The organism is Kitasatospora sp. NPDC038210, assembly GCF_055600605.1.
Window position 1 is genome coordinate 26,084 of record NZ_JBVJYK010000018.1, and the last position, 23,994, is coordinate 50,077.

The 23,994-nt window shown below is 72.2% G+C and carries 24 protein-coding genes; 12 read left to right on the forward strand and 12 right to left on the reverse strand.

Annotation, left to right across the window (positions count from 1 at the left end):
- The first annotated feature begins 100 nt into the window (after positions 1-100).
- The gene (locus tag ACZ7KX_RS30405; RefSeq protein WP_470329259.1) at positions 101-940 is read left to right on the forward strand and encodes an IS5 family transposase; all 840 of its coding nucleotides are present in this window, start codon (positions 101-103) and stop codon (positions 938-940) included.
- Between the two features lie 104 nt (positions 941-1,044).
- On the opposite strand, the gene ACZ7KX_RS30410 is transcribed toward ACZ7KX_RS30405, so the two are convergent.
- The 8 genes from ACZ7KX_RS30410 to ACZ7KX_RS30445 form a co-directional block, all read right to left on the reverse strand.
- Entirely contained in the window at positions 1,045-1,443 is a 399-nt protein-coding gene (locus tag ACZ7KX_RS30410) for a hypothetical protein (protein WP_470329260.1), read from the reverse strand.
- 89 nt (positions 1,444-1,532) lie between these two features.
- Positions 1,533-3,266: a relaxase/mobilization nuclease domain-containing protein gene (locus ACZ7KX_RS30415; protein ID WP_470329261.1), complete on the reverse strand. Its 1,734-nt coding sequence runs from the start codon at positions 3,264-3,266 to the stop codon at positions 1,533-1,535.
- Entirely contained in the window at positions 3,263-3,595 is a 333-nt protein-coding gene (locus ACZ7KX_RS30420) for a MobC family plasmid mobilization relaxosome protein (protein ID WP_470329262.1), read from the reverse strand. The genes ACZ7KX_RS30415 and ACZ7KX_RS30420 overlap by 4 nt, the downstream gene beginning before the upstream one ends.
- Before the next feature lie 275 nt (positions 3,596-3,870).
- Positions 3,871-4,095 (reverse strand): hypothetical protein, encoded by a 225-nt coding sequence (locus ACZ7KX_RS30425; RefSeq protein WP_470329263.1) that lies wholly within the window; start codon positions 4,093-4,095, stop codon positions 3,871-3,873.
- A gap of 84 nt (positions 4,096-4,179) precedes the next feature.
- Entirely contained in the window at positions 4,180-5,220 is a 1,041-nt protein-coding gene (locus ACZ7KX_RS30430) for a DUF2637 domain-containing protein (protein ID WP_470329264.1), read from the reverse strand.
- Entirely contained in the window at positions 5,217-5,783 is a 567-nt protein-coding gene (locus ACZ7KX_RS30435) for a WhiB family transcriptional regulator (protein ID WP_470329265.1), read from the reverse strand. The genes ACZ7KX_RS30430 and ACZ7KX_RS30435 overlap by 4 nt, the downstream gene beginning before the upstream one ends.
- Positions 5,784-5,892: 109 nt before the next feature.
- Positions 5,893-6,600 carry an ATP-binding protein gene (locus ACZ7KX_RS30440; protein WP_470329266.1) on the reverse strand — a complete coding sequence of 236 codons (708 nt, stop codon included), beginning with the start codon at positions 6,598-6,600 and terminating at the stop codon, positions 5,893-5,895.
- On the reverse strand, positions 6,600-7,646 hold the full coding sequence (locus ACZ7KX_RS30445) for a hypothetical protein (RefSeq protein WP_470329267.1): 1,047 nt from the start codon (positions 7,644-7,646) through the stop codon (positions 6,600-6,602). The genes ACZ7KX_RS30440 and ACZ7KX_RS30445 overlap by 1 nt, the downstream gene beginning before the upstream one ends.
- Positions 7,647-8,586: 940 nt before the next feature.
- Between ACZ7KX_RS30445 and ACZ7KX_RS30450 the strand changes: the two genes are divergently transcribed.
- From ACZ7KX_RS30450 to ACZ7KX_RS30460, 3 genes are all read left to right on the forward strand, one after another.
- Positions 8,587-9,534 carry a quinone oxidoreductase family protein gene (locus tag ACZ7KX_RS30450; protein ID WP_470329268.1) on the forward strand — a complete coding sequence of 316 codons (948 nt, stop codon included), beginning with the start codon at positions 8,587-8,589 and terminating at the stop codon, positions 9,532-9,534.
- 102 nt (positions 9,535-9,636) lie between these two features.
- A complete protein-coding gene (locus ACZ7KX_RS30455) occupies positions 9,637-10,491 on the forward strand; it encodes an IclR family transcriptional regulator (protein ID WP_470329269.1) in 855 nt (284 codons plus the stop codon).
- 234 nt (positions 10,492-10,725) lie between these two features.
- Positions 10,726-11,271 (forward strand): HD domain-containing protein, encoded by a 546-nt coding sequence (locus ACZ7KX_RS30460; protein WP_470329270.1) that lies wholly within the window; start codon positions 10,726-10,728, stop codon positions 11,269-11,271.
- Position 11,272: 1 nt separating this feature from the next.
- Here the strand turns inward: ACZ7KX_RS30460 and ACZ7KX_RS30465 are convergent, their stop codons facing one another.
- Positions 11,273-11,743 carry an NUDIX domain-containing protein gene (locus ACZ7KX_RS30465; RefSeq protein WP_470329271.1) on the reverse strand — a complete coding sequence of 157 codons (471 nt, stop codon included), beginning with the start codon at positions 11,741-11,743 and terminating at the stop codon, positions 11,273-11,275.
- Complete coding sequence (locus ACZ7KX_RS30470; RefSeq protein WP_470329272.1) at positions 11,740-12,489, reverse strand: helix-turn-helix domain-containing protein; 750 nt, start codon at positions 12,487-12,489, stop codon at positions 11,740-11,742. The genes ACZ7KX_RS30465 and ACZ7KX_RS30470 overlap by 4 nt, the downstream gene beginning before the upstream one ends.
- 182 nt (positions 12,490-12,671) lie before the next feature.
- Here ACZ7KX_RS30470 and ACZ7KX_RS30475 point away from each other — a divergent pair, with 182 nt between their 5' ends.
- The 4 genes from ACZ7KX_RS30475 to ACZ7KX_RS30490 are packed head-to-tail and all read left to right on the forward strand — an operon-like array spanning position 12,672 to position 16,563.
- A complete protein-coding gene (locus tag ACZ7KX_RS30475; RefSeq protein ID WP_470329273.1) occupies positions 12,672-13,061 on the forward strand; it encodes a roadblock/LC7 domain-containing protein in 390 nt (129 codons plus the stop codon).
- Entirely contained in the window at positions 13,058-14,515 is a 1,458-nt protein-coding gene (locus ACZ7KX_RS30480; RefSeq protein ID WP_470329274.1) for a Mur ligase domain-containing protein, read from the forward strand. Before ACZ7KX_RS30475 ends, ACZ7KX_RS30480 begins: the two co-directional genes overlap by 4 nt.
- Positions 14,516-14,551: 36 nt before the next feature.
- Positions 14,552-15,058 carry a helix-turn-helix transcriptional regulator gene (locus tag ACZ7KX_RS30485; RefSeq protein ID WP_470329275.1) on the forward strand — a complete coding sequence of 169 codons (507 nt, stop codon included), beginning with the start codon at positions 14,552-14,554 and terminating at the stop codon, positions 15,056-15,058.
- Positions 15,058-16,563 (forward strand): response regulator transcription factor, encoded by a 1,506-nt coding sequence (locus ACZ7KX_RS30490; RefSeq protein WP_470329276.1) that lies wholly within the window; start codon positions 15,058-15,060, stop codon positions 16,561-16,563. The genes ACZ7KX_RS30485 and ACZ7KX_RS30490 overlap by 1 nt, the downstream gene beginning before the upstream one ends.
- A gap of 120 nt (positions 16,564-16,683) precedes the next feature.
- Here the strand turns inward: ACZ7KX_RS30490 and ACZ7KX_RS30495 are convergent, their stop codons facing one another.
- Positions 16,684-17,832 carry a helix-turn-helix domain-containing protein gene (locus tag ACZ7KX_RS30495; protein ID WP_470329277.1) on the reverse strand — a complete coding sequence of 383 codons (1,149 nt, stop codon included), beginning with the start codon at positions 17,830-17,832 and terminating at the stop codon, positions 16,684-16,686.
- Between the two features lie 3 nt (positions 17,833-17,835).
- Positions 17,836-18,267 (reverse strand): NUDIX hydrolase, encoded by a 432-nt coding sequence (locus tag ACZ7KX_RS30500; RefSeq protein WP_470329278.1) that lies wholly within the window; start codon positions 18,265-18,267, stop codon positions 17,836-17,838.
- A 177-nt stretch (positions 18,268-18,444) separates the two neighbouring features.
- Here ACZ7KX_RS30500 and ACZ7KX_RS30505 point away from each other — a divergent pair, with 177 nt between their 5' ends.
- From ACZ7KX_RS30505 to ACZ7KX_RS30520, 4 genes are all read left to right on the forward strand, one after another.
- Entirely contained in the window at positions 18,445-19,317 is an 873-nt protein-coding gene (locus ACZ7KX_RS30505; RefSeq protein ID WP_470329279.1) for a TauD/TfdA family dioxygenase, read from the forward strand.
- Positions 19,318-19,381: 64 nt separating this feature from the next.
- Positions 19,382-19,552: an FxLD family lanthipeptide gene (locus ACZ7KX_RS30510; RefSeq protein ID WP_470329280.1), complete on the forward strand. Its 171-nt coding sequence runs from the start codon at positions 19,382-19,384 to the stop codon at positions 19,550-19,552.
- 138 nt (positions 19,553-19,690) lie between these two features.
- Positions 19,691-22,732, forward strand: a complete 3,042-nt coding sequence (locus tag ACZ7KX_RS30515) for a lantibiotic dehydratase (RefSeq protein WP_470329281.1) — start codon at positions 19,691-19,693, stop codon at positions 22,730-22,732.
- Positions 22,729-23,985 (forward strand): lanthionine synthetase C family protein, encoded by a 1,257-nt coding sequence (locus tag ACZ7KX_RS30520; RefSeq protein ID WP_470329282.1) that lies wholly within the window; start codon positions 22,729-22,731, stop codon positions 23,983-23,985. The genes ACZ7KX_RS30515 and ACZ7KX_RS30520 overlap by 4 nt, the downstream gene beginning before the upstream one ends.
- Positions 23,986-23,994 lie beyond the last annotated feature (9 nt).

The following is a 23,994-nucleotide window of genomic DNA, read 5'->3' on the forward strand; positions in this document are numbered from 1 at the left end:
TTGCTCCTGTCTCATCCCAAGGCGCCCGGTTCCCGTCGTCGCACGCCGGCCTCCGGCCAGAGCTCTGGCCCAAGACCGCCCGCAGCGGTACGCCATAGACATGACGCCGCGGAAGCCGTACCCGAGCGACCTGTCCGACGCCCGGTGGGCACTGGTCGAGCCCGTCCTGACCGCCTGGCGGGCCGAACGCCGGGGCAGGGCACTGGACATCGGGCGCCCACCCGAGCACGACTTGCGGGACATCCTCGACGCGATCCTGTACGTCGACCGGACCGGGATTCCGTGGCGCTACCTCCCGCACGAGTACCCGCCCTGGGCCACCGTCTACGGCTACTTCGCCAAGTGGCAGCGCGACGGCGTGTTCGAGCAGCTCAGCGGCCTGCTGCGGCGACGAGTTCGCACCGCCGGCGGACGGACCGCCGAGCCGAGCGCGTGCGTGATCGACGCCCAGAGCGTGAAGACCGCGCCCACCGTGCCCGCCGCCACCCAGGGCACCGACGCCGCCAAGAAGATCGTCGGCAGGAAACGCAGCATCATCACCGACACCCTCGGCCTTCTGCTCGCCGTACTCGTCACGGCCGCCAGCGTGCAGGACTCCGTCGCCGGCACCCAACTGCTGAACCGGGCCGCCGCCGACCACCCCACGATCAGCAAGGCCTGGGTCGACGGCGGCTACCGCCAGTACCTCGTCGAGCACGCCGCCGCCCTCGGCATCGACATGGAAATCGTCCACCGCGACCCCACGACCAGGGGATTCGCCGTCCTGCCTCGACGTTGGTGCGTGGAGCGAACCTTCGGCTGGCTCATGCTCCACCGGCGCCTGGTCCGTGACTATGAAGCCCTGCCCGCCCGCTCCGAGGCGATGATCCACCTCGCGATGATCGACAACATGACCCGCCGTCTCACCGGCGAATCAACACCCACCTGGCGAGGCACCTGAACCGGACATCATGGAACTCGCGAGATCAAACGCCCTCTAAGGATGCTGACCAGAACGAGAAGGACCGCCACCGATGTCGGTGGCGGTCCTTCTCGCTGCACGCTCTAAGCCAGGTAGATGCCGGCGAAGGTACCGTCGAAGCCGAGGGCCACCCGCGCGGCGTCGGTGCCGGGGTGGTGGGTCCAGGTCGGGTTGGCGATCATCGCGTCGAAGTCCTTGCGGGTGATCTCCGGCTCCAGCCACTCGTTCCCGCAGCGGCACCGCACCCAGACGTTGCCGCGGTGGTTGAGCAGCAGCCAGTCGCGGCGGGCCCGGCAGGCGGAGCACGTCACCGGCATGCCGAGCAGCGCGAGTTCGGCCGGGTGCAGCAGACCGCGGACGGCCGCCGGACCGCTGGGGATCTGGGTCTCGTACTCCAGCTGCAGGAGCGGGTCGGAGCCGACCGGGACCGGGGTGGTGATCGAGGCCGGGGCGGTGTTGGTGTGCTCGGTGGTTCTGGTCACGGGCTCTCCGTTCGTGGTGCTCGGGTACTTCCGTAACACCTGGTGGAAGCAGGTGTCGAGGGGTTCCGGGAAGGCTGCGGGCTGTCGGCTCAGCGGCGCGGTGCCGGGCGGTGCGGGTCGGTCACGGGCTGGGGCGCGGTGCGCGCCTGTGCTGCTCCGGTCCGTGTCTGGGTGCCGGGGGACGTGCGGGTGCGAGGGTGCTCGGGGTTGGCGGGCAGGTCGGCGAGGCGGCGGATGCGCCAGACGAGGACGTCGGCGGTGTTGCGGGCGGTCTCCAGCTCCCGCCAGTCGGCGGCCTTCTCCAAGAGGGCCCTGGGGTCGTGGCCGGCCGCCTCGGCTTCCGCGAGGACGGCCGCCAGGGCGTCGTGCTCGCGGGACGGCCCCTTCGGGGTGGCCGTGTCGCCGAGCACGGTGCGGATGGTCGTGTCGTGGCGGCGGCGCTCGCCCTCCGGGAGGGCGCGGCCGATCTCGCGCATCGTTCGCATGGGGGTGGCTGCGGCCTGCCGGTAGGCGGAGCGCAGGTGGTCGGCGGCCTGGCGGGAGGCGGCGGCCTGCTGGGCGTGACCCCTCGCGGAGTGCCAGCGGGCGGCTGCAAGGGTGACCAGGACGAAGGTGGACAGGACCATGGCCGTGGCGCCGCCGTCCTCGCCCCGGCCGAGGGCGCTGCCGGCGTGGACGATTCCGCGGGCGGCCGAGCGCAGGGCCCGGATGTCGGCGTTCTCGGCGCGGACGTGGCTGCGGGTGGCGCGCTCGAAGGCGCGGGCGGCTTCCCGCAGTTCGGCGCGGGTGGCGGCCGGGGAGGTTTGCGCGAGGGCGTCGAGGATCTCTCCGGCACCGACGAGGTGGGCGGCGGCGGCATCGTCGTCGTCCTGGTCGAGAACGGCGGCGGCGTGCTCGGCGGCGCCGACGGCGTCCCGGCGGCTCCGCGCGGGAGTGGAGCGTCCGGTGCGGGCCGGGTGGCTGCCCGGTTTCGTGGTGCCGGCGGTGGATGCGCTGTCGAGGCGAAGGCGGATGCGGGGCAGGGAGAGATCGGGTGCGAGTTTGGACCCGGAGAACCAGATGGGCTCACCGGCGCGGTTGCGGTCGCCGGGCAAGGCGACGTTGTAGCCGGTGAGGTCACCGGACGGCAGATGGCGGAGCTTCACCCGCAGGCCGGCCTCGCGCAGGCGGGTGAAGAACTCCTCCTCGTTGTCGGCTCCGGCGACGGCCTGGCGGACGGCTTCGCGCAGGGTTTCGCGCGGGGTCTCGGTGCGGCCGGAGCGTTCGGCCTTGAAGCGCTCGGCGCTGGTGGGGTTCTTGGCGGCGGTGCCGTCGCCGGGGTTGAGCTGGCGCAGGCCGTACTCCTTCTCGATGAGGCGGGCTTCGGCCTGGGCCTTGCGGCGGTCGAAGGAGAGGTTGGCGAGTCGGCCGTCCTGGCGGACGAGGGTGGCGGCGATGTGGATGTGGTCGTCGGCGTGGCGGACGGCGACCCAGCGGCAGCCGGTGGTGTCGCCTTCGGGGGCGATGCCGGTGGCGTGGACGACGCGGCGGGCGATGTTCGCCCAGTCGTTGTCGTCGAGGTGGCGGTCGCCGGGGTCGGCGCGAACCGAGCAGTGCCAGATGGTGTCGGCGGGGGCACGGCCTGCGATGGCTTTGACGGGCTGGTCGAGTTGGGCGGCGAGCTGGGCGATGGTGTGGTGGGGGTTGCGGCCGGGGTCGGGGGCGAAGTCGTTCCAGCTCGCCACGAGGTGCTGGTCGGTGTGTTCGTCGCGGCGGCCCGGTCCGTAGAGGTAATGGATGAGGCCGTAGGTGCCGCCGGTGCCGGTGCGGATCTTGGGGATCACCGGCGGACCATCCAGGCGACGGCTTCGTCGACCGCTGCGATGGAGGCTTCGACGCGGTGCAGGAGCTGGCGGAGGTCGGTGGCCGGTTGGCCGCCGGCGTTGAGGAAGTGGGCCACCTGGTTGACGTTGTTGCCGATGGCGGCGAGCTGGCGGTTGGACTCCATGAGTTCCTGGATTCCGCGGCGGTAGTCGGCGATGGCGGCGCCCGGGTCGGTGCTGGTGGCGGCGGCCAGGGTGGCGGCGGCGCAGAAGCCGCCGGGGGCGAGGTCGGCGTGGTCGGCGGCCTTCCGGACGGCGGCCCACTCCGGTTCGCTGAAACGCAGGCTCACACAGGTGCGGCGCTGGGTGGCGTGGCGGGGGCGGCGGCGTCGGGAGGCGGCGCGCTCGGGAGCGGGAGCGGTCGGTGTGTCTGTCCCGGTCGGCTCCCCCGAGTCGACTCCCCGGTTGTCGGCAGGCCCCCCTGGGTCTGCCGACGATCGGGGTGCCCGTGCCCCCTTCGGGGCGCGGGCGGGGTAAGCATCGCTTACCCCACAACTTGCTCCGCCAGGGGCGGTGTTGGGGTCGCTCTCCCGTACCTGTGTGGTGCTGTCGTGGCCGGGTGCGGTCATCGGCTGGCCTCGGTGTCGCGCTGGCGGATGTCGAGGAGGAGTTCTTCGATGAAGTCGAGGGCGAGGACGGGGTGGTGAAGGGTCCAGGGGCGGGAGTGCCGGCCGCGCTGGATGCTGCGGGTACCGTCCGGGCCGGTTTCGACGCGGTGGAGGTGGCCGTGCTGGGTGAGGACGGCGAGCCAGGAGTCCGCCTCGGCCCAGGTGGCGGGGGTGGTGCGCATGGTGGGGTGCTCCCGTTCGGCGGTGGTGCGGGTGGGTGACCGGCCGGGGTGATCTGGTCGGTCACCCCGGCGCTCGGGTGTCGGTCAGTTCCGGTCGGCGGTGACCGGCTGACCGGGCTGCGGTCGGAGCTGGGCCATCAGTTCGGTCAGCGTGGCGCTGGACAGGGGGATCTTCTGACCTCGGATCGCCTCGGCGACCACCTTGCGGGTCAGCCTGCCGTTCTCCGGCGCGGCCTGCCGGGCGATGGCCAGCAGGTCGTCGGTGTCCAGGTCAGGACGGCGGTCAGTGTCCCGGTCAGTGACCGGCGGGTCGGTGACCGGGGTCCTGACCGGCGGGTCGGTGGCCTCGGCGGGGCTGACCGTCGCGGTGGTGACCGGCCTGTTGTTCGCCGGTCGGTCAGTGACCTGTCGGCCGTTGACCGGGTGACCGCTCAGGTCAGAGGGCTTGGTCAGACTGACCGCGCTGACCGGGGTCAGCAGCGGCTGATCGCCTGATGCGGTGACCGGGCGGCTGACCGGCAGCTCCGCACCGGGGCGACCTCCGCTGTCCTGACCGCCGGTCAGCGCTGCCAGCCGCTCGGTCAGTCCGGCCTCGACGCTGACCTGACCTCGGCCAAGGGTGACCTCGGTCAGGTCAGGAGTGACCTGACCTCGGTCGGCCTCGGCCCCTCGGTCAACGGGGCTAACCGGTCCGCGGGCGATGAGGATGTAGAGGTGGACGGCGCCAGCCAGGGCGAGCGGGGCGATCGTGGAGAGCACCGCGACCACCGAGTCGCCGAGCCGCAGGCCGGCGGTGGCGCTCTGCTCGTTGAGCCGCACGGCGTGCAGGGCGTTGGCCCACAGGCTCGCCCCGGTGGCCGTGCCGAAGAGCAGCCACACGTAGGCGCGGGCCCGCAGCGGAGCGTCCCGCATCACGAGCAGAGCGCGCACCCCGTAGGCGATGAAACCGTCGATCACGAACGGGAACACGAAGGTGAGCAGGCCCCGCACGTGGATGGCCACGGCCATCTGCTGCAGCGCGTCGTAGCTGAGCGCGCAGCCCGCGCCGCCGAGGGCGATGACGACGGCCCGGTCCCAGCCGGTGACGTGCGCGGAGTTCGGGGTGGTCGCGGTGGTGGTGCTCATGCGGCCGTCCCGAAGTCGTCGCGGTCCAGTTGGTCGGCGGCGCCCTGGTCGGCCGAGACCGTGCGGGTGGCCTGTTCGGCGATCTGGCGGTGACGGATCGCGCGGCGGGTCTCGCGGTAGAGCTTGAGGGCGTGCTCCGGGCTGATCTTGAGGAGCCAGGCGAGGCGCTCGACCGGCACGTCCTGCCGGTATCCGGCGAGGACGACGGCGCGGCGCTCCGCCTTGGTGACGTGGATGTCCCGTCCGGCCAGCACGGCGTTGACCCGGCTGTAGTCGAGGCGGTCGTTGAGCCTGGTGTGCAGGGGTTCGCGCTCCTCCTCGGTGAGGCCGCCCCGGATGCCGTGGGTGTCGCCCGTCTCCAGCGCGGCGTCCAGGCAGGCGCGGGCGACCGGGCACTGGGCGCACAGCGCCTTGGCGGTGGTGATCGCGGCCGTGTCCTCCGGACCGGGGAAGAACACCTCGGGGTCGACGGGGGTGTACTCGGTCGGGGTGCAGACGGCCTGGTCCTGCCAGGTCTGGTCGCCGAGTGCGCGGTGGCGGACAGGGCGGGTCGTGGTGGTCATGCGGGGTTGCTCCGATCGCTCTCCGCGCGCAGGGCGGCGTCAGCGGAGAGGTGCGCTGGGTCGGTGAAGGGTGGGCGGCTCGCCGTGGGCGGCCGGGCGCGGCGGCGGCTCAGGCGGCGCGCTGGAGGCGTCTGCGGTCGACCGGCTCGAAGGCGACCCGGGTGGTCATCTGGGCGAGCCGGGAGGTGACGCGGTCACCGAGGCAGGTGCGCAGGTCCTTGATCGGCAGGTTGCTGGTGATCAAGGTCGGAAGCAGGCTGTTGTAGCGGCGGTTGATCAGCCGGTAGGTCTGCTCTTCGACGAACTCGGAGCTCTTGGCGGCGCCGAGGTCGTCGAGGATCAGCAGCGGAACCCGGCTGTAGGCGGCAAGGACCCGCTCGGCATCCGTGTCCGAACTCGGTCGCAGTTCGGCGTAGAGGTCCGCGGCGGTGGTGGCGCGCCACCGCACACCGATGCCGGCCTCGACCAGGCGGCGCACGGCGCCGTACGCCTCGTGGGTCTTCCCGGCGCCGACGACTCCGGCCATCAGCAGGCTGGGGCCGGTGGCGACCTGGCGGCGGGCACCGAGGCTCGGGGCGGTGGCCTCGGCGGCCACCTGCCGAACCCAGGCCAGGACCTGCGGGTTCGTGGCGACCGCGTCGCGGTAGCGCGGCGGCAGCCCTGCAGACAGCGCCTCCTCCGCCGAGTACGGCTCCACCTCGTCCGGGAGGGAGTCGACCACGTGCGGCTCGATGCCCCGGGACGCAAGGATGCGGGCCATCCGGTCGAGCACCGAGGGCGCCTCGGCGAGGGTCTGCGGGTCACGGCGGGTGCGCATCACAGCTCCTCGGCGTAGGCGGCGACGGCGTCGACCGGGTTGGTCCACGCCTGGTGAGCGGGCTCAGTAGGCCGGAATCCCGGCCGCGCCAAATCGGTGCCTCGTGCGTTCATGGCGTCGTTGACCAGGCTCGGCAGCCGGGACGGGTGACCCTGGATCTCGGCGAACCGCTGCAGCCCGGAACGGACGTGCTCGGCGGCGATGCCCTCGCCCAGCAGGGTCTTGACGACCTTGCCGAGGTGGCCGAGCACGCTGCCCGGCGGACGCTGGCTGCACGCGGCGACGTACTCGCCGATCAGCTGGCCGGCCGAGACGGTGTCCGCGTCGGGCGCCTGTCGCCCCGTAGGGAAAGATCCAGGATCCAAGATCCTAGATCCAGGCGCCGAGGACTCCGGGAGGGTTCGACGAACCTTCGGGGAGGCTTCGACGATTGCCGTCTGACCTGCGGTTTTCCGGGGAGCCGGAACCGGCTTGCGCTCCGCCTCGATCACCGGGGCGACTGCTTCGGCGGCACCCGCAGCCGTCTGCCCGGCGGGCGCCGGGAGGTGCTCGTGCGGGTGCTGGACGGCTGCCGGAGTGTTCGCCGAGGTTTCGCCGAACACTCGGGGAGCACTCACCGCGGCCTCAGCTCCGGACCCCGGGGTGCCGGCGAGGGCGGCCTGCTGGATGCAGGGGCCCTTGCAGACGCCGCACCGCTCCGGCTCGCAGTGCGGGCACGCGGGAAGGCGGCTGAGTGACGGCTTGTCGATCTTCTGGTGCTTGCGCCACGTCGGGTAGTGGAAGTACCGGCGGCCGTCGCAGCCGGTGTAGCGGCAGATCGCGCCAGCGGAGGCGAGCTGCTGGAGGTGGTCCTCGACGTCAGCGCGGGTGATCTCCTCGCGCATTGGCCAGACGAGGCCGTAGACGATCGCCGCGTTGTCGCGGTGGCGACCGTGGTCGTCGGCGTGGTTCGCCATGCCGAGAAACGTGATCACGGCGGGGATGGCCACCTCGGCGAGCGTCTCGCTCACCCAGGTCTCGGGCTTGATCGCTCGTATTCGCGCCATGTCAGCAGCCCCGAACCGTGTCGTCCGCACGGACTCCGTCGGCGAGGTGCAGGCGGGGCCAGGCGGCGCCCGGGATCATGTCCCCGAGCCTGGTGCCAAGGCGAGGCATCACGCCGGCATCCGGGCGGCAGGCTGGGGTTCCGCTGCGTGCGGCAGGCATGCGATACTCCGTGCTTCGTAGGAGCACGCGCGGCGGTCCTCGTGCGAAGAAGTCCCGCCGCGCGCGTGGTAGTGAACCGACGCCCTTCGGGGTGTCGGACCCGGCGTCCGGAGTTGGTAGCTCCAGGACGCCGGTCTCATTTCAGGGCTCGGACGGCACCCTTGGTGTCGTCGCCCTCTCATCCATCTGCGCACTGTGCGGCGGGAGCAGCACCATAGGGCCACTCTGGCCCACAGGTCCACCCTGTTCTCAGACCACCGGGTGTCACAGTCAGGAAGAGAGACTCACCTCACTCATGGTGATCACCCGGTCGCCCATCAGGCGGGCCACACTCACTCCCCCGGCCGCCGATGGAGTCCTGATTCATCTGAATCCTCATTATGTGATTCCCTATCAAGCGATCTCTGGAAGTCGATACCGCCAAGGCGACATTAAGGATCGACCAGGATAGGGGTCAATAAATTACAGATATCTACGCGAGTAGATATGCTGCCTTTTCGGAGACTGAGAAACGATCTTCCGACACCACCTCGGCGACGCTCCGCAAGCGATCACCCAGGCACCACATGCCCTACGACCATGACTCCTCACGGTAAGCGAGCAGTCGATTTCGGCAACCCAGAGTCACGTGACGGATACCACTCGCTGTCGTCCGTCAACCTTCACCCCTATATGCACCATCGAGAATCGCATTCCTGCGGCAGGTATATTCGCTGTCCGAGGCAGCCGGAGAAGGCGCCTCGTCGAGAAGCGGACATACAACATTTAGGGTTGAACAAGATGCGCGCAATAGCCGTGCGGGAGTTCGGCGGCCCCGAGGTTCTGGAGCTGACCGAGATGCCCGAGCCGGGCGACCGCCCCGGCCACCTTCGACTCCGCACCCGGCTGGCCGGCGTCAACTACGCCGACGTCCACCTGCGCGAAGGCACGTACCCGGCCCCCATGCCCGCCCCGTTCATCCCGGGCAACGAAGTCCTGGGCAGCACCGAGGACGGGCGCCGCTACGTCGCGCTCAGCCGCGGCGGCGGCTACGCCGAGACCGCGGTCGTCCACCGCAAGCTCGCCTTCGAGGTGCCGGACGGCGTGGCCGACCACGACGCCGTCGCCCTTACGCTCCAGGGCAACACCGCGTGGCACCTGCTCTTCACCGACCTGCGGGTGACCGCCGAGGACACCCTCTTGGTCCCGGCCGCCGCCGGCGGTGTCGGCTGCCTCGCCGTACAGCTCGCCAAGCACGCGGGTGCGAAGGTCGTCGCCATGGCCTCCAGCGAAGCCAAGCGGCGCACCGCCGTCGAGCTGGGTGCGGACACCGTCGTCGACTCCTCGACCGCGGAGGGCCTCACTGAGCGGATCCTCGACGCGGCGGGCGGCCCCGTTTCCGCCGCCCTGGAGATGACCGGCGGCGACGTCTTCCACGCCACCCTCGCCGCGCTCACCCCGCGCGGCAGGATGTCCGTCTTCGGTGCCGTCACCGGGGTTGAGGGCCTCGTGCCCATCACCAGCCTGCTTGCCGGGTCCAAGGCCGTCAGTGGCTTCTGGCTCCCGAACCTCTACCCCTCGCGCACCCACCTCAAGGACTCGATGTCCGCGCTGTTCGCGGCCGTCGCCGACGGCTGGCTCAAGCCGCTCAACGGACCGGTCTACAAGCTCGGACAGGCCCGCCAGGCCCACCACGACCTCGCCACCCGCCTCACCGCGGGCAAGGTCGTCCTCGACATCGACCGCTGATCAGCCGGCCTCTGCCCGCTTCGCGTACCCGCTCCTGACGGGTTGTCGCGGGACGCAGCCCCTCGCGCCGCCGAGCGGCGCGACAACCCCCCGGAACCCTCAATGAAGATCACCACCTCGTCGGCGACCGACACCGTGCCCGGGCAACGCCAGGACGCCACGCCGAACAAACCACCCTCCTCCCTCGCAGCCCGCGCCTTCGCCGTCCAGCAGGCCTTCACCCGGCTCCCCGGCGACGTGCACGCGCTCCGAACCATCGCGACCGCCGCCGGCCTCGACGACGCCACCACCCACCGCATCCTCCAGACCGGCGTCGGCGACGGCGTCTTCGAGCAGGTCGGCCGCGGCCGCTACCGCCTCGGTACCGGCACCGCCCGCGCCGGCGTCCAGGCCATGGCGCACTCGCCGGGCGCCGCCTCGACCCACGGCATCCTCGAACGCCTGCACCAGGCAACCGGCGGCCTCGCCCTGCTCTACGTCCTCTCCCCGTTCGGTGGCGCGAAGCGGCTCTGCACCGACTACGTCATCGGCGACATGGACCCGGCCGAAGTCGGGATGTCTGCGGCGGACGTCGTCTCCGTGTCGCGCTCCCTGCGTACCGGGGCCTCCGGGCGCGTCATTCTCGCCTACCTGCCTCAGCCCATCCAGGACCTCGTCCTCGCCGAAGACGTTCCGCCCACCGCCGGCCCCGGGGTCATCCGCGACAACGACGCGCTCAGCGCGACCCTCGACGAGATCCGCCGGCTCGGCTTCGGCGTCGGCCGCCAGGAGTGCATGCCCGGCTGGGACTCCGTCGCCGCGCCGGTCCACTGGCACGACTCCATCATGGGCGCCGTCCTGCTGCTCAGACGCTCCGTCGGGATGCCCACCGACCTCCGTCCGCTGATCTACCACACCCGCAAGGCCGCCGAGAGCATCAGCGAGCTGACCACGACCCCGCTCGCCGCCGCCATGTGACCTTCAGCAGCCGGACGCGTCCCGGCGCTGCCACCTGTGAACGGCCCCGGGCCGCAGCGCTGAGGTGTCCGGGACACGTCCTGACCTCTCGCCGAACTCGGACCGGCGCCCGAACGTCGGCGTGTGCCGGCCACCTTGCGGCGGTGCATGGGCCCAGAGGGCCGAATCCTTCATCGTCGAGCGGTTTGCACCAGCGCGCGCGAACCGGTGCCCCGCGTCGCCTAGCCTTGAGCGATGAACCTGAGCCTCGCGTACCGGACCGCCGAATCGCTGCTCTCGGACATCCCCCTGCGCTGGGCGCACTCCTGCCGGGTCTTCGAACAGGCCGGAGTACTCGCGCCGGTACTCGGGGCCGACGAGGAGGTGGTGCGCATCGCCGCGATCCTTCACGACGTCGGGTACGCGCCCTCGGCAGTCGACACCGGCCAGCACATGATCGACGGCGCCCGGTATCTGCGCCGGATCGGCGTCGATGCCGAGGTCTGCTCGCTCGTCGCCTACCACTCCTCGTCGGAGTGGGAGGCAGCCGAGCTGGGCCTGTCGGCCGCGCTCGCGGACTTTCGCCGGCCGGCGCCAGACCTGCTGGACGCGATCACGTACTGCGACCTCACCAGCGGCCCCGACGGCGCCCTGGTCGACCCGGTGTCCAGGCTCGACGAAGTCCTTCGCCGGTACGGCACCGGTCACGTCGTCCACCGCGCCGTCTCCGCGTCCCGCCCGGCGTTGCTCGCCATGGTCGACCGGGTCGCGAAGCGGCTGGCCGAGTCCGGCGACGCCTGAGTCAACCGAGGTGCGGGGCTTCCTCGTTGCGAAAGCCGTGGTCCAGTCGAAGTCTGGTCGTCGGGGCGATGTCCAGCCCTTCGAGTTCCGCTCGTGGTACCCATCGGACGTCGAAGGACTCGGAGCTTGCGGCGAGCCGGCCGCCGACCGGCCTTGCCCGGAAGCACAAGGAGAACTCCTGGCGCACTTCCCCGTCGGAGAACTCGACCACGTGTCCGGGGTCGCTGTACGTGCCGACAAGGCCGGTGACTTCGACCTCGATGCCGGTCTCCTCCCGCACCTCGCGCACGACAGCCCCCGGAAGGTTCTCGCCGATCTCAAGGACCCCACCGGGCATTCCCCAACGGCCGTTGTCGGAGCGCCGCTCCAACAGGAGTTCGCCGCGCTCGTTCACCACGAACGCGGTGACCGCGGGCACGATCCGCTGGGCCTTCGGGGCCTTCGGATCATCGAAGTAGTCGGTACGGCTCACGATTCCTGCCTCAGTAGCGGAACGGCACCGGCCCAGACCTTCTCGAAGCTCTGCCGGTAGGTCGAGACCAGCTGGGCGCCGGCAACACGGCGCAGGTGGAGCACCGGGGTGAGCGGCGCGCTCACCCCGTAGATCTGGGTGTTCACCAGCATCTCGTCGTCGAACCAGTACAGGGAGTTGTGCAGAGTCGATCGGTGCGTCCGGAACTCGATGCCGGGCGCTCCGTAGAGCGGCCGGTAGAGCTTGATGACCTCGCGTACCTTGTACGCAACGCCCTCGCCAAGCTCCTCCTCCTCGCCCCGACGCGCGACCTCTGAGCTCTCCGGATCACCGAGCAGCAGACGGACCCGGACTCCCGCCTGGGCCCGTCCGGTGAGGATCCGGTGCCAGCGCGGGTTCTCGGCGAGGTGGACGCCGGCATGGACGAGCACGCCGATGTCGGTCGAGGCACGCTGGGCGAACTGTAGCCACAACTCCGGCGGTACGGAGGAACGGTGAGGATAGACGTGGACGATCTCGGCGTCGGCCTCGTCCAGGCGCTGTGTCTCGGACTTCGCGTCCGGCCACAGGTAGTCCTCGTCGGTCTGCAACTTGGCCGCCGCCGCCTGGCGGTGCCGCCGGTACGGTTCGCGGCTCTTGAGGATCCAGCGCTCCACCGTCTTGGCATCGACACCGCAGTGCTCTGCCAGTTCCTGCTCGGTGACCCCACGGACGACCAGCGCCGACCGAAGGCGTTCGTTCGCCATGGCACTCCCGGATGGGACGTCTTGGGACGTAATGAGATCTCAGGACGATACCGAGGACGTCCCAAGACGTCCAGCCAGGGTCTGATCATGTCCCGCCCCTCGCAGGCATTCTGAGCTCCCGTCGCCCGACCGCATCAAGTCGGCCGGGCCCGAATCCACCCGCTCATCTGCGGAGACCTGCCATGAACCCGCGCATCCTCAGCACCGTCGTCAACGACCTCGTCAGCACCGCCGACGTCCTGGCCGCCATCCACGTCAGCCCCGAGGGGCTTGTGCTCGGTGCCTCCCCCGGCGTCGACCGCGATGAAGCGGACCATTGGGCCGCCGTGATGGCGGCCCTCAACGCCGTGAGCAACCACGGCACCGAGATCATCGGCCGCCACGACGCCGAGTCCAGCCCCTGGGGGCACAGCGTGATCGAGGACCGCTCCGGCCGGACCCTGCTCCTGGTCGGCGCCGCCGACGGCTCGATGCTCGCCGTGGTGTGCGCGAGGACGGACCACCTGGGCGAGATCGCCTTCCGCCTCGTCCAACTGGCCGACGACGAACTCGCTCTGACGGAGGCGGCGTGAAGACGACCGCCACCGCCAAGAGCGCAGGGGCACCCCGACTTCCCCTGCCGCTGCCCGACCTCCTCTCGGCCGTCCACCTCCTCGACCCCCACACCCCCGGCGTGGCAGGCCTGGCCTCCTACCTGGCCCGGAGACACGCTCGGGTGACGGTCTCGCCGTCGCACCCCGTTTCCCACCCCGACCTGCTCCAGCGGCTCGAACGGTGCGGTGTCGGCCTCCGGGCGGTCAACTCCGGCACGGCTTCGCTGATCTGGGGCGGGGACAACACCGTCGTCCACGAGGCCGTGGACCACGCCGTCGGCCGAGGCCTTCCCATCCTGGGCTACGCGCGGGCCGTCGAACTGCTGGCCGCAACGGCTCCGACCACGGTCGCTGTCGCCGGCAGTCACTCCACCACCATGGCCGCCGCCGCGCTCACCTGCACGCTCGCCAGCCGCGACCCCGGGTGGATCCTCGCGGAGGCGCCCAAGGGGGACTCCGCCGGCTACGACGGCGGCGGAGAACTCCTGGTGGTGGACCTCTGCCCGGACAGCTCCAGCCACGACGTCTCGCCTCCCGGCTGGCGCTTCCGCTCCCTGGGTGAGGGACTCAACCCGACCGTCACGCTGGTCACCGCTGCGGACGCTGCACCGCCGTACTGGTGGAACCAGCAGGAGGCGCTGGACCACATGGAAGCACTCGCCCGGCGGAGCGAAACGGTGGTGGTGTGGGCCGCCCAGCCCGGATGCCAGGAGCTCGCGGACCGGCTGCGCCGACGCCGCCCGGGCCCGAAGGTGGTGACCGTCGGTCGCGGCGCCGACATGGACGTGCAGGTCCTCGGGAGGTTCTGGACCGGAGAGGACCATCGCGTCACCGTCCGGGCGGCCGGCGAGCAGCACACCTTCACCGTGCCGGTCGCCGGTACGCACTCCGCCATGGCGGTGGCGGCGGCCTGGGCCGCGGGCTGGGCGCTCGGCGTCCCCGGCCACGAACTCGTCGACGGGCTCGGCGCGTTCGCCGGCGTCGAGCGGTCGCTCACCCGGCTCGGCACGAGCGGCGGCATCGACGTTCTGGAATCCAGGGCCGTACACCCGAAGGAGATCGAGGCCGACCTCCAGGGCGCCCGGATGCTCACCGAGGGAGCGGTCGTCGCCGTGTACGAGCCCTCTGGTCACCTGCTCTCGAACGCCCTCGCCGGTCTGATCGCCGACGCCCTGACCGCCGCCGACCGGACGGTACTGCTGCCGGTCCACTCGACGTTCCCCGGTCACCACCACCGCGCCGACGGCGCCGAGAGCATCCTCAACACCGGTTCCACCGACACGGTGATTCGCCACGAGCCCGGTCTGGGCCAACCGCGTCCCGAGGCCCTGGTCGCCTCCCTCGTCCAGCGGGGAGACCTGGTCCTGACCATCGGCCCCCACGCCGCCCGACGGATCGGGCCCTCGCTGCTGGCCGCCCTCGACCGGCCGTAGCCTCCCCTCCTCCCACGCTTCTCCCGGAGATCCGCCATGCCCACCTCCCTTCCCGCCAAGCCCGACCTGTCCGAGGCCGATGTCCTCCTCCTGCAACAGCTGGCCTGCGGCGCCCTGCACGGGACGATCAGCCGGGCCACCGGAATCGAGCAGGCCAGGGTCGGCGCTGCCATCCTCACCCTGCTGACGAAGGTCGACGCGAAGTCGCGCTTCCACGCCACCGCTCTGGGCGCGGGGTGGGGCCTGGTGCAGGACGCGCACGTGATGAACCCCACCGGCAACCCACTGTCCGCTCAGCACGTCGCGGTTCTTGCCGGGCTGGTGGGCGGCGAGGACGCGGCCGTCACCGCGGAGCGCCTGGGCCTGACCGTGAACACGGCGAAGACCTACACCCAGACCGTCCTGAGGACGCTCGGGGTCCGGTCGAGGGAGCAGGCGACCGCGGCGGCCGTTCTCAGCGACCTGGTGCCGCTGCGAGCCCTCGGCGTCGGTTGGCCGGCCGTGCAGCTCAGCCGAGTTCGGCAGCAGGCGAAGGCGGTCTGATGCAGACGGAAACGGCCTCCATGGCGCCGGCCGCGGAGCTCGTCGCGGTGTTGGACAGGGTCGGTCTCGGGATGACGAACGCGGCGATCAGCGCGGCGATGAAACGGAGTGTCGACACCGTCAAGAACCACTTGCGCCAGGCGTACGACCGGTTGGAGACGGCGAACCGGATCCAGGTCTTCGCTCGGGCGTGGCAGTCCGGCCTGCTCACCCGCTCGGCCCCGGTGGGCGCTACGCCTGCCCTCACGGACGAGCAGACGCTGATCCTGCGGATCTGGGCGGCGGGCGGGCACCGGACCGATGTCGCCCGCGCGCTTGAGGTCCGGGAGAGCGCGGCAGAGCTCTACGAGGACGCCGTTCTGGGTGTCTTCGGCACGCGCAAGCCCGTTGTCGCCGTCCGCCGAGCACTGGAGCACCAGCTTGTCGATCCGGCCGGGGACACCCTGGCCGAGCTCATCACACCCATGGCGGCCGATTCGGGTCAGGGCCGCACCAGGCACCACCGGACGAAGGGAGTAGCCGGTGTATCGGGACCCCTGACAGCGCCCCCGGCAGAACCGGACCACCGCTCCGACCCGCTGGTGCGCGCCGTCGCGATGCTGCGGTCCGCCCGCGGTCTGGTCGTCCACCTCGGCGCGCTGGCCGGCCTCCCGGAAGTGCCGTCGCTGGTGGAGGTTCTGGCCGGGGCCACGCCTCCCAGGGCGGCGCCGACCGTCGTGCGTCTGGTGCACCAAGCGCTGGCCCTCGGCGTCCCGTGCGCTCTGGTGCTTCCTGCCATGGCGGTCGATCCGGACCATGCCGTCGCAGCGGTCGGGCTGGGAACGACCTGGTCCTGCGCCGTACGCCAGGACGCGTACAACGGCTCCGCCGCCTACGTGCTCGCAGCCCACCGACTCGGAGCGACTGCCGATGACCTCCTGGTCGTGTGCACCGCCGATCAGGCACCCGCAGCAGCGGACGCCGGGTTCCGGCGGGTCCTGACGACCACGAGCATCATTCCGAAGACGGAGCCTCGACCTGCTCCCGCGCTCGAGCTGAACGCGCTGGAGCGGCGGATCGCCGAGCTCGTCGCCGAGGGGCTGGCCATCGCCGAAATCAGCGGCCGGGTCCATGCCGGGGAGTACCTGGTCCGACACCGTCTGGCCGACCTGCGCCGACGCGCCCGCGCCGTGGACGACGCACACCTGGTCGTCCGCCTGATCACGACGAAGCTGATCGGCACCGAGCGGCTGCGAGCCGAGCTGCCCGACCGCGTGCCCGAGCTGGACCAGGCGGGAAGAGCCGTGATCACGCTGATCTGCACCGGGACGATGAGCGAGGCCGGGGCGAGCAGCGTCGGGCTGAGCCTGCACGAGGCCCGCACCATCGAGGCCAGGATCGTTCGTGCGCTCTCGCGGCGTCACAGCCGCGCCCATGCCGCCGCCGTCGCCCTCCTCACCGGCATCGTCACCCTTCCTCCGACGAAGTCCGTCCCCGTCATGGCGCCGATGGGTCCGGCGCCGTGAGCCCGACGCCGAGGAAGGGGCGGTGACCACCGCTCACCGGACTCGCAGTCCAGCTACCTACCTACCACTCAAGGGATGTGGTCCGTCGTGTTGATCGTTGTCCCGTCGTCGGGCTGGAGATCAGGCCGCTATCTCGGCTCGCAGCCGCTCCAGGGCGCCGTCCGCCTGTTCCTTGACCTCGGGCAGACGGCGGCCGGCCCGGACGACGCGCTGGAGCTGGTGCGGCAAGCGGTGGAGGGTCGCCTCACCGACCGCCGCGCTGAGCTGTTGCGCCGCGCCCGTCGGGTCTCCTTTCCGCAGCAGCACCTCGCCGGCGGTGATCGCCGCGATGATCCGCCACTGGGGGGTCGCTCCGAGACTGGCGGCCGGTGCTCCGTCGAGCTGCCGGACCGCTTCGGCAACCCTGCCGGTGCCCATGAGGCCCCGGAGGTGGACCTCGTGGAGGGTGAACTCGGAGAACAGGGCCGTGGGTGCCACGTCGTGCAGAAGCCGACGGCCGTCATCGATCGCGGCGTCGAAGACGGCGGCGTTCCCAGCGGCTCCGGCGGCGCGGGCGAGCAGCACGACGGCCTCGGAGCGTTCGGTGGCGGTGCGGGCGAAGTCGCGTGCCTGGCCGAGCCGGTCCAGCGCTCGCAGGTGCAGGCCGGCCTTGCGCAGTTCGTTGCCGTGATGACGCAGTGCGTGTGCGTGCAGCGCCGGATCGCCCACCCTCCGGGCGACGCTGAGTCCCTTGCCGGTCCAGCGGGCGGCGGTGGCCAAGCGCTCCTCAGGGAGCACGTGGCCGAGCGCGACGCCGAGGCCGACGCGGGCCCGGGCGAGCAGGCGCACGGTGTCGAGGTCGGCATCGCCGTCCGCAGTTCGGGCCTCCAGGCGGGCGACCAGCGGCCACAGCTCGGCGACGGCAGTGGTGGCCTGGCCGGCCTGGCGGGCGATCTCGGCCAGGTGCAGCACGGAGTCGGCGAGCTGGATCACGAGTTGGTGGTCTGCGTCGGTGTCGTCGGTGATGCCCAGGCAGTGCGGTGGGAGGCCGAGGCGTTCGGCGATGTGGCGAAGTGCGCCGATGTCGGTGATGGTGCGCGAGCCCGTCTCGATGCGGGAGACGTAGCTGGTGGAGTAGCCGAGGAGGTCCGCGAGTTCCTGTTGCGGCAGGGCGTGGAGTTCGCGGTAGAGCTGGAGGATCTCTGGCAGGGCGCGGCGGCGCAGGATGTCCTGGGCCCTGGGCGTGGTCCAGTGCCACCGGATTCCGCCGTGGGGGTCGATCCCGGCCACGGGTCAGGCCCGGTCGCGCAGTTCGTACCAGCGGGCGATGGAGTCCTTGTAGCCCTGCGGCATGACCAGGCCGGGCACCTCGTCGCGGTGGAAGAGGCCGGCTTCCTTGTGCTCGTGGCTGACGACCGGGGCCTGGTGCGCGTCGGTGGGAGTGCAGCCGTAGGTGACGATGAAGACCTTGCGGCCGGGGATCGGCTCGTACATCCACACGTCGAGCAGTGGTCCGGCGGTCGCCGTCCAGCCGCTCTCCTCGTGGATCTCGGTGACCACCCGCTCCTCGGGTGTCTCCGTGCCCTCCAGTTTGCCGCCGGGCAGCTCCCACTCCTGGCGCTCGTTCTTCAGCAGCAGCACTCGCTTCTGCGGGTCGAGCACGACCCCCTTGATGGAGATCGGGAAAGTCGTTGGCACGTACGGCTGTTCGGTCTGTCCGGTCATCGCTTCTTCCGGGGCGCGCAGGCGGTCACGGGCCCGTCGAAGGTAGCAGTTGCGCGGTCGCGCGGCGCCCCGCCGCCCGGTGATCCCGCTTTGACAATCTGTCACTTTCCATCGGGGCGGTGGGACATGGAGAGTGTGTCGCCTCCCAGCCACTCGGTCCCATGAGGGGGATCCACCATGCCGTCTTCCGACAGCAACGGCACCAACGACACCAGCGGCGAGGAGTTCACCGCACGCATGCTGGACGGAGCAGCGCGCGAGCACGCGGGAGCAGTGCTGCGCGAGCACGGGATGCTGCGGCTCGCCAGGCTGGGCGGGCGCGACGACGTGCTCCTCGCGGCCGGCCGGCTGATGTCCTCGCTGTGGAAGCACCGGGACGCCGACCCGGACTCGCTGACGGTCATCCGCGACACCGGCCGCCACGACGGACGGCCGGGCTTCGCCGGGCTGGGCCGCGGAGCGCTGGACCTGCACACCGAGTGCGCACAGCACCCGTCCCCGCCCCGGCTGCTCCTGCTTGCGTGCGCACGGGCCAGCGACGCGGGCGGCGAGAGCCTGTTGGTGGACGGCCGGGCTGTCCTGGCCGACCTGGCTGTGCACCACCCGGCCGTCATCGAGGTGCTCGCCGCGGAGCGGGCTGCCTACTTCGGCGGATCGAGCGGCCTCTTCGCGCCGGTCCTTCAGCAACTGCCGAACGACCGCTGGCGGTTGCGGCTGCGGCAGGACGCCCTCGCCCGTTTCTCGCCCGACGCCGAGGTGCACCTGCCCGCCCTGCGCCAGGCCATCGACCGGAACACCCACCGGTTGCGCCTCGCCCCCGGGCAGGGCGTCGTGGTGGACAACCACCGCCTGCTGCACGGCCGCACCGCCTTCTCGGGCGAGCGGCTGATACTACGCGCGCTGGGCGAACCGCACCCCGCGCTGGGCCTCGACCCCGGCTTCCCCGCGCCGTGGTCCGCGGCGCGCCCCGTCGGCCTGGGCAACCAGCCCTTCACCGCAGAACAGTCGAACACCGACACGCGGCACTGCCGCCCCACCATCTCCTGGTGACGCGGGGCGCATCCCGCGCCCCGCCTCCAGGTCCTGCAAGGGAAACCCTCAAGGAGGAGCCACCATGGCTCAGAAGATCACGGCCGAGTCCAAGGCCACCATGCCCGGAGCCGTCGGCAGCGATTTCGACCTCGACGTCCGCACCGTCGAGACCGCCGACTCGGCCAGCCTGGAGGTGCTCACCGACGACGGCTGCGGCAGCACCTGCGGCGCCTGCACCACCGGCTTCCACTGATCCACCCGGTGGTGCCGCCGGAAGGACGGCTGTCCTTCCGGCGGCACCACCGCCCGGCCACCGTCCCGTCTATCAGCGAGGTCCTCGATGCGCCGCTCCGCCCGTTCGGCTTCTTACCGCGCCGCAGACGTGGCGCTCGTGCGCGCTGTCGCCCGTCCCGATCTGCTGGTCCCCACCTGGCCAGACCTCACCAGCCCCGAACCGGCCGCCGAGCAGGCCGCGTGGCTGCGCGAGGTGTGGTCCGACAAGGGCACCGCCGAGGCGCTCACGCTGGCGAGCCCCGTCCTGGCCCGCCAGGTCGCACAGCTGCTCTCCACCGAACAACCGTCGCCCCGGGAGGTCAGGCGCGCCGCCCTGTCCACCGCCCGCTACCTGCTGCGGGCCACCGCCCGCCCAACCCCGTTCGGACACTTCGCCGGCGTCCAGGCAGCGACCTTCGCCCCCGTCGCCGACCTGCGGTGGGGCGAGGAGCACCACGCCATCGCCCGGGCCTCGTTCGCCTGGCTCGCGCGGCTGACCGGCGAGTTGGAGCGCATGCCGACGCTGCTCGTCCGACTGGAGGTGGCGGCGAACGACACCAGCCACGTTCGCGGCGACCGGCTGGTGATCCCGCACCAGCCGCTCGACCGGCCTGGCGGCGGCACGGGCGCGGCGGAGGTGAGCCTGCGCCACACCCGCCCCGTCGCCGTCGCGCTCGACGCCGCCCGCCGTCCGATCCCGTTCGCCGTGCTGGCCGAGGAGCTCTCGGCCGAGTTCCCCGCGGCAACGGCGCGGATCGAGGGCATGCTGGCCGAGCTGGTCGCCCACGGCGCGCTGATCACCAGCCTCCACGCCCCGGCCACCGAACCGGACCCGCTGAGCCACCTGCTGGCCGCGCTGGAGAAGGCCGGCGCCGACCAGGTCCGGGAGGCCGCCGCCCTGCTGGCCGACCTGCGCGCCGCCGATGAGGGGATCGCCGCCCACGCCCAGGCGCCAAGTCGTGCTGCCCGTGCGGAGATCACCCGGGCAATGACCGCCACCGCCCGGCCCGGCGCGGCCGACCGGCCGGTGCTGGCCGTGGACGTACGCCTGGACGCCGACCTCGTCCTGCCCCAGGCCGTCGCCGACGAGGCCGCGAAAGCCGCCGGGCTGCTCGCCCGCCTCAGCGCCCTCCCCTACGGGAATTCGGCGTGGCGCTCCTACCACCAGCGGTTCTACGAGCGCTACGGCCGGGGCGCGCTGGTGCCGCTGCTGGACATGGTCGCGGACAGCGGGATCGGCTGGCCGGACGGCTACCCGGGTGCCCGGCCTGCCGAGCCTGCCCGGTTCGACGAGCGCGACGAGGTCCTGGCCTCCCTCGCCCAGCGGGCCGCGCTCGACGGGCAGCGCGAGGTCGTCCTCGACGAGCACCTGCTGAGCGCGCTCGACCTCGGCCCCGCCGAGGGGCCGCGACTGCCCCCGCATCTGGAGCTCGTCTTCGGCCTCCACGCCGCCACCCAGCAGGGCCTGGACCGGGGCGAGTTCTGGCTTGAGGTCGTCTCCGTCGCCCGGTCGGCTGGCGTGTCAGTCGGCCGCTTCCTCCACCTCCTCGCCCCGGAGTACCGTGCGGCCTTCACCTGCGTGCTGACGAACCTGCCGGCCATGGACGACCAGTCGGTCGCCGCGCAGCTGTCCTGCCCGCCGCTGGACCCGGCGACCGGGCACGTGGCCCGCAGCACGGCGAGCGGGCAGCTGGTCGTCAGCCTCGCCGAGCACCGCCCGAGCACCGACGGCGTCCTGCGGCTGGAGGATCTTGCGGTCGGCTGCGACGGACGGCGGATGTACCTGGCCGCGCCCGCGCACGGCAGGCGGATCGAGGCGAGCGCCACCCACGCCCTGAACCTGCGCACCCACACCGCGCCGATGGCCAGGCTGATCTCCGAACTCTCCCGCGCCCAGGGCGCGCAGGTCACCCGCTTCTCCTGGGGCGCACTCGCCGCCCTGCCGTTCCGGCCCCGGCTACGGCACGGTCGCATCATCCTCTCCCCGGCCGCTTGGCGGCTGTCCGCCGCCGAACTGCCGAACCTGCGGGCGCCGTGGGAGCAGTGGGAGAGCGAACTGCTCGGCCTGCTGGACAGGCGCCGGGCCCCGCGCCGGGTGCTGCTGGCCGCCGCTGGCCAGGGCCTGCCGCTCGACCTGGACCACCCCGGTCACCGCGTCCTGCTGCGCTCCCACCTCACCTCCGCGCCGCACGCCGTCCTCGTGGAGACCCCGGCCCCGACCGACCTGGGCTGGGCGGGCGGCCGGGCGCACGAGATCGTCGTCCCGGTCACCGCTACCGAGGCACCGGCCTGGCCGGTGCTGCCCAAGCCGACCACCGCACGGCTCCTACGGCGCGGGCACGGCGACGCCCCGGGCACCTCCCGGGTGCTGCTCGCCTCGCTGTACGGCGACCTCCACCGCCAGGACGTCATCCTCACACGGCACCTGCCCGGACTCCTGGAACAACTCGGCAGCCCGCCCTGGTGGTTCGTGCGCTTCCGCGACCCGCGCCAACACCTGCGGCTGCGCATCGCGTTGCCCCGCCCCGAAGGCTTCGGGCCCGCCACCGCCGTGATCAGCACCTGGGCCGCCGAACTCCACCAGGCCGGGCTACTGTCCGAAGTCGTCTACCCCACGTCCTATACGGAGTACGGCCGCTGGGGCGAGGGCTCCGCCTGGGCTGCCGCCGAGCAGGTCTTCCGTACAGATTCCGCCGCCGTCCTCACCCAGCTGTCCCAACCCGCCCGGCCCGGGAGGCTGGCGCTGCTGACCGCCCACGCCGTCGCCATCGCCTCCGCCTTCACCGGCTCCCCCTCCACCGGGCTGCACTGGCTGATCCGCAACGTCCCCGCCATGCCCACCGCGACCATCCCCAGGCCGGTCTTCCGCGAGGCCGTCCGCCTGGCCGACCCCACCGGAGACTTCGCAGCGCTGCGCGAACAACCGGGCGGTGCCGCGATCGTGGACGCCTGGGCCGACCGCCACCAGGCCCTCGACGCCTACCGCCGGCACTTCCCCGGCCCGCACACCCAGGGCGTCTCGCCGGACGACGTCCTCGGCTCACTGCTGCACTGCTCCTACGGCCGCGCCCACCGCATCGACTTCGACGACGAGGCCCAGGTCCTTTACCTGGCCCGCGCCGCCGCCTACGCCCGCCTCTCCCGGGACGGTGACCTGTGACCCCGCACCCCGCCCTCGACCTGTCCGACCGGATCGCCGACCTGCTCGCCGACCCCAACCGGGTTCCCGCCGGATGGGCTTCGCGCCCGCAGTGGCGCCAGTCCCTGGCCACCGGCGCCCCCGGCATCGCCCTGCTCCACATCGAGCGGGCCGCCGCAGGCCGGGGCCCGTGGGAACGAGCACGGGCCTGGCTGGAGGTGGCGGCCGACAACCAGATCACCAGCGGCCCGGACAGCCACCTCTACTACGGCGCCCCCGCCCTGGCCCATGCCCTCGGCTGCGCGGCCCAGGCGCGGTCCGGCTCCTACCCGCGCGCCCTCGACCACCTCTGCCAGGCCGTCGCCGCCGACGCGCAGCGCCGCTGCAAGGCGGCTCTCGCCCGGATCGGCGCTGGCGAACTCCCGGCCCTCGCGGAGTTCGACACGATCCGCGGGCTGGCTGGCATCGGCTCCGTCCTGCTGCACCGCTCGCCGCGTGGCGAGGCGATCCGCACCGTGCTCACCTACCTGGTCCGCCTGACTGACGACGTCAAGCACAACGGCCAGGCGGTGCCGGGCTGGTGGACCCTCAGCGGACCGTCCGGGAAACCCGACGACCGGTTCCTGGGCGGGCACGCCAACAATGGCCTCGCGCACGGGATCGCCGGTCCGCTCGCCCTGCTCGCCCTGGCCCTGCGCCACGGAGTCGAGGTCGACGGCCAACGGGCGGCGATCGGCACGATCCTGGCCTGGCTGGAGCACTGGCGCGACCACCCCGCCTGGCCGTACTGGGTCACCCCCGCGCACCTGACCGGGGCCGTCCGCGGACCGCTGGCCCCGCAGCGGCCGAGCTGGTGCTACGGCACCGCCGGAGTCGCCCGAGCCCAGCAGCTCGCCGCCCTCGCCCTCGGCGACCAACGCCTGCGCCAGGACGCCGAGGACGCCCTCGCCGCCGCTCTGCTGGACCCGCCGTCGCTGGCCGCGACCACCGACATCTCGCTCTGTCACGGCTACGCCGGGCTCGCCCACGTCGCGCACCGCGCCGCCGCCGACGCCTCCCCGCGCAACGCCGCCCGTCTGCGCTCAGCCGCCGCCCTGCTCCTGGACACCACGCACCCGCCCCGCACCGACCCCGACTCCCAGGCTCGGCGGCTTCTCGCCCAGACCGGGCCCGCCTTCCTGGACGGCGCCGCCGGCACCGCCCTCGCACTGCTCGCCCCCGCCGCCGGCCCCGCACCGGTGACCCGCTGGGACGCCTGTCTCCTGACCGCCTGACCCGAGGAC

Bases quoted from the DNA above. Each gene is read 5' to 3' on its own strand.
- ACZ7KX_RS30490 (WP_470329276.1), top strand. From the start codon at position 15,058: ATGCAGACGGAAACGGCCTCCATGGCGCCGGCCGCGGAGCTCGTCGCG.
- ACZ7KX_RS30435 (WP_470329265.1), bottom strand. From the start codon at position 5,783: ATGACCACCACGACCCGCCCTGTCCGCCACCGCGCACTCGGCGACCAG.
- ACZ7KX_RS30510 (WP_470329280.1), top strand. From the start codon at position 19,382: ATGGCTCAGAAGATCACGGCCGAGTCCAAGGCCACCATGCCCGGAGCC.
- ACZ7KX_RS30455 (WP_470329269.1), top strand. From the start codon at position 9,637: ATGAAGATCACCACCTCGTCGGCGACCGACACCGTGCCCGGGCAACGC.
- ACZ7KX_RS30475 (WP_470329273.1), top strand. From the start codon at position 12,672: ATGAACCCGCGCATCCTCAGCACCGTCGTCAACGACCTCGTCAGCACC.
- ACZ7KX_RS30440 (WP_470329266.1), bottom strand. From the start codon at position 6,600: ATGCGCACCCGCCGTGACCCGCAGACCCTCGCCGAGGCGCCCTCGGTG.
- ACZ7KX_RS30505 (WP_470329279.1), top strand. From the start codon at position 18,445: ATGCCGTCTTCCGACAGCAACGGCACCAACGACACCAGCGGCGAGGAG.
- ACZ7KX_RS30460 (WP_470329270.1), top strand. From the start codon at position 10,726: ATGAACCTGAGCCTCGCGTACCGGACCGCCGAATCGCTGCTCTCGGAC.
- ACZ7KX_RS30425 (WP_470329263.1), bottom strand. From the start codon at position 4,095: ATGCGCACCACCCCCGCCACCTGGGCCGAGGCGGACTCCTGGCTCGCC.
- ACZ7KX_RS30445 (WP_470329267.1), bottom strand. From the start codon at position 7,646: ATGGCGCGAATACGAGCGATCAAGCCCGAGACCTGGGTGAGCGAGACG.
- ACZ7KX_RS30450 (WP_470329268.1), top strand. From the start codon at position 8,587: ATGCGCGCAATAGCCGTGCGGGAGTTCGGCGGCCCCGAGGTTCTGGAG.
- ACZ7KX_RS30485 (WP_470329275.1), top strand. From the start codon at position 14,552: ATGCCCACCTCCCTTCCCGCCAAGCCCGACCTGTCCGAGGCCGATGTC.
- ACZ7KX_RS30430 (WP_470329264.1), bottom strand. From the start codon at position 5,220: ATGAGCACCACCACCGCGACCACCCCGAACTCCGCGCACGTCACCGGC.
- ACZ7KX_RS30405 (WP_470329259.1), top strand. From the start codon at position 101: ATGACGCCGCGGAAGCCGTACCCGAGCGACCTGTCCGACGCCCGGTGG.
- ACZ7KX_RS30500 (WP_470329278.1), bottom strand. From the start codon at position 18,267: ATGACCGGACAGACCGAACAGCCGTACGTGCCAACGACTTTCCCGATC.
- ACZ7KX_RS30470 (WP_470329272.1), bottom strand. From the start codon at position 12,489: ATGGCGAACGAACGCCTTCGGTCGGCGCTGGTCGTCCGTGGGGTCACC.